The sequence below is a fragment of the Chitinophaga sp. genome (assembly GCF_036566945.1).
GTDB lineage: Bacteria > Bacteroidota > Bacteroidia > Chitinophagales > Chitinophagaceae > Chitinophaga.
This window is the reverse complement of record NZ_DATCVJ010000134.1, coordinates 1-2,698: the sequence shown is the minus strand read 5'-3', so window position 1 is coordinate 2,698 and position 2,698 is coordinate 1. Positions and strand designations below refer to the sequence as shown.

General features: G+C 47.9%; 4 protein-coding genes. All 4 read left to right on the top strand.

Features of this window, described 5'->3' with window-relative positions; genetic code table 11:
• Positions 1-74: 74 nt before the first annotated feature.
• Positions 75-581: a transcription termination/antitermination protein NusG gene (gene nusG / locus VIP81_RS03920; RefSeq protein ID WP_331957172.1), complete on the top strand. Its 507-nt coding sequence runs from the start codon at positions 75-77 to the stop codon at positions 579-581.
• Positions 582-597: 16 nt separating this feature from the next.
• A complete protein-coding gene (locus VIP81_RS03915; RefSeq protein ID WP_331957171.1) occupies positions 598-1,620 on the top strand; it encodes a mannose-1-phosphate guanylyltransferase in 1,023 nt (340 codons plus the stop codon).
• A 25-nt stretch (positions 1,621-1,645) separates the two neighbouring features.
• Positions 1,646-2,590 carry a GDP-L-fucose synthase gene (fcl, locus tag VIP81_RS03910; RefSeq protein WP_331957170.1) on the top strand — a complete coding sequence of 315 codons (945 nt, stop codon included), beginning with the start codon at positions 1,646-1,648 and terminating at the stop codon, positions 2,588-2,590.
• A gap of 11 nt (positions 2,591-2,601) precedes the next feature.
• Positions 2,602-2,698 (top strand): hypothetical protein (locus VIP81_RS03905; RefSeq protein ID WP_331957173.1); only part of this gene is annotated, 97 nt, incomplete at its 3' end.

Sequence of the window (2,698 nt, the reverse complement as noted above, 5' to 3'; positions counted from 1 at the left end):
CTACGGGCGAAGCTATGCCCGGTCCTGCCTTTATAAATTCTACAAAACATCCGATAACCTAAAAACCGGCTCCTATGTTTAATGAACAACCATCAGCCTGGTATGCGGTGTATACCCGGTCTAAATGCGAGAAGAAAGTAGCAGATCTGTTCACCCGAAAAAAAGTGGAACATTATCACCCTGTTAAAGAGTTGGTCCGTGCACGTAAGATCGTGCAGGAACCCTTGTTTCCCTCTTATGTATTTGTACATATTCCTGAAAGCAGAAGTTGGGTGGTGCGTGAAACAGATAACGTGGTCAACTTTGTATACTGGCTGGGACAACCGGCCATCATACCTGACCATGAGATTGCCCTGATCCGTCATTTTTTGCGGGATTATGAAGACGTATCTGTAGAACAGGTACCCATACAGGACGATGAAAAACGACAGTCTGCTTCCGGCGGTAAAATAATAGCCATCAGCAGCAACCGGGTAAAAGTAGAGCTGAGCAGTTTAGGATGCATGCTGGTAGCAACAGTACCATCCAGAGAAATGACAGTGATCGCCGGTAGCAAAATAGTGAATGGATATCATTACTGATAAAACAACCAACCTTATGATGCAGCATATTATTCTTTGCGGCGGCTCCGGCACGCGGTTATGGCCCTTATCTAACCAGCAAACGCCCAAACAGTTATTAACCCTGTTCGATGGCTATAGTCTCCTGCAATTGGCTTTCCGGCGCAATCGTTTTGCCTGTAATAAGGTACTGGCTATTGTGAACGAGCAGCAGGCAGCTATCGTTACCGAACAGCTGGAGCAGGCAGGTGCAGTATCGCCGGCATGTATTGCCGAACCTGTAGGGCGTAATACCGCCGCCGCCATCGCGCTGGCTGCTTTTGTAGCCGACCCCGAAACCACCCTGCTGATCACGCCTGCCGATCACCTGATTGGTACCCCCGATCGTTATGCTATGGCGATTGAAACAGCCGGCATTCTGGCGGCAGGTAATCATATTGTGACCATTGGCCTGGTGCCCACCTATCCGGAAACAGGATTTGGCTATATCAGTTATTCCGGTCATGATGTACTTCACTTCGTGGAAAAGCCGGAGCGCCCCGTAGCAGAAGCTATGCTGGCAGCCGGCGGCTTCCTCTGGAACAGCGGCATCTTTTGTTGCAAAGCCCGCATTATGCTGCAGGAACTGCAAAAACATGCGCCTGCCATTTATGAAGCAGCCGCCATTGCCGCAGCAGAATGGAAAAGCACCGGTGTATTATCCACCGCCACCATGGAAGCTATTCCGGCAGACAGCATCGACTACGCCGTACTGGAGAAAAGCAGCATCGTAAAAGTAGTGCCTACCAAAATGGACTGGAGTGATGTGGGTAGCTATGAAGCACTGGCAGACGCGCTCTCTCATCATTATCAGTATCGCAATCACCAGGCAGTATTTATTGAAAGTGATCCGAAAAAGAATATGGTGATTGGAAAAGATAAACTGGTAGCACTGGTAGGCGTGGAAAATATGGTAGTGGTGAACACGGCCAGCGCGCTGCTGATCATGCAGCGTGGCCGAGGACAGGATATTAAGCAACTCCATAAATGGGTAAAAGAAAACCGTCCGGAATTATTATAAATACCAACACAAATCATTAACAGCTATGGAAGCAAATGATCCGATCTATATAGCTGGTCACCGGGGAATGGTGGGCAGCGCCATTAAAAGAAGACTGGAAACACTGGGGTATCAAAATATTATTACCCGCAATTCCGGGAGCCTTGATTTACGCAGACAGGCAGAAGTGGACGATTTTTTCGCGACAGAAAAGCCGGCCTATGTATTTCTCGCAGCCGCCAAAGTAGGTGGTATTCATGCGAATAATACCTACCGGGCAGAGTTCCTGTACGATAACCTGATGATCGCCGCCAATGTGATACATGCGGCATGGAAGCATGGGGTGACCAAACTGCAATTCCTTGGAAGTTCGTGTATCTATCCCCGTATGGCACCGCAGCCCATCAAAGAAAGTTTTTTGTTGACAGGTTTGCTGGAACAAACCAATGAGCCTTATGCTATCGCAAAAATTGCCGGCATCAAATTATGTGAAGCGTATCGCGATCAGTATGGCTGCAACTTTATCAGCGTAATGCCTACCAACCTGTTTGGCATTGGTGATAACTATCATCCGGAGAATGCGCATGTGCTGCCAGCACTGATCCGCCGTTTTCATGAGGCCAAAGTAAATAATAAACCATCGGTAACGGTGTGGGGAACGGGTACGCCTAAACGGGAATTTCTTTTTGCAGATGACCTGGCTGATGCCTGCGTATACCTCATGCAACATTATAATGAAAAGGAGCCCGTAAACATCGGTAAAGGGGAAGACCTGACCATCCGGCAACTGGCAGAATATATTAAAGAGGTGGTGTGCTATGAAGGTGAACTACTTTTTGATGCTTCCAAGCCAGATGGTACGCCCCGTAAACTGATGGATGTATCTCGGTTGCACCGACTGGGATGGAAACATAGCATCAGTCTGAAAGAGGGTCTGGTAATGGCTTACAGGGATTTCCTGCAACAGGATCAGTTCAAGTTACAATCTTAAATACTATTAGTATGAAAGTAGTGATCGTAGGTACAGGGTATGTTGGTTTGGTAACCGGCGCCTGTTTGGCAGAAGTAGGAACAACGGTGGTTTGTGCAGATGTGGATG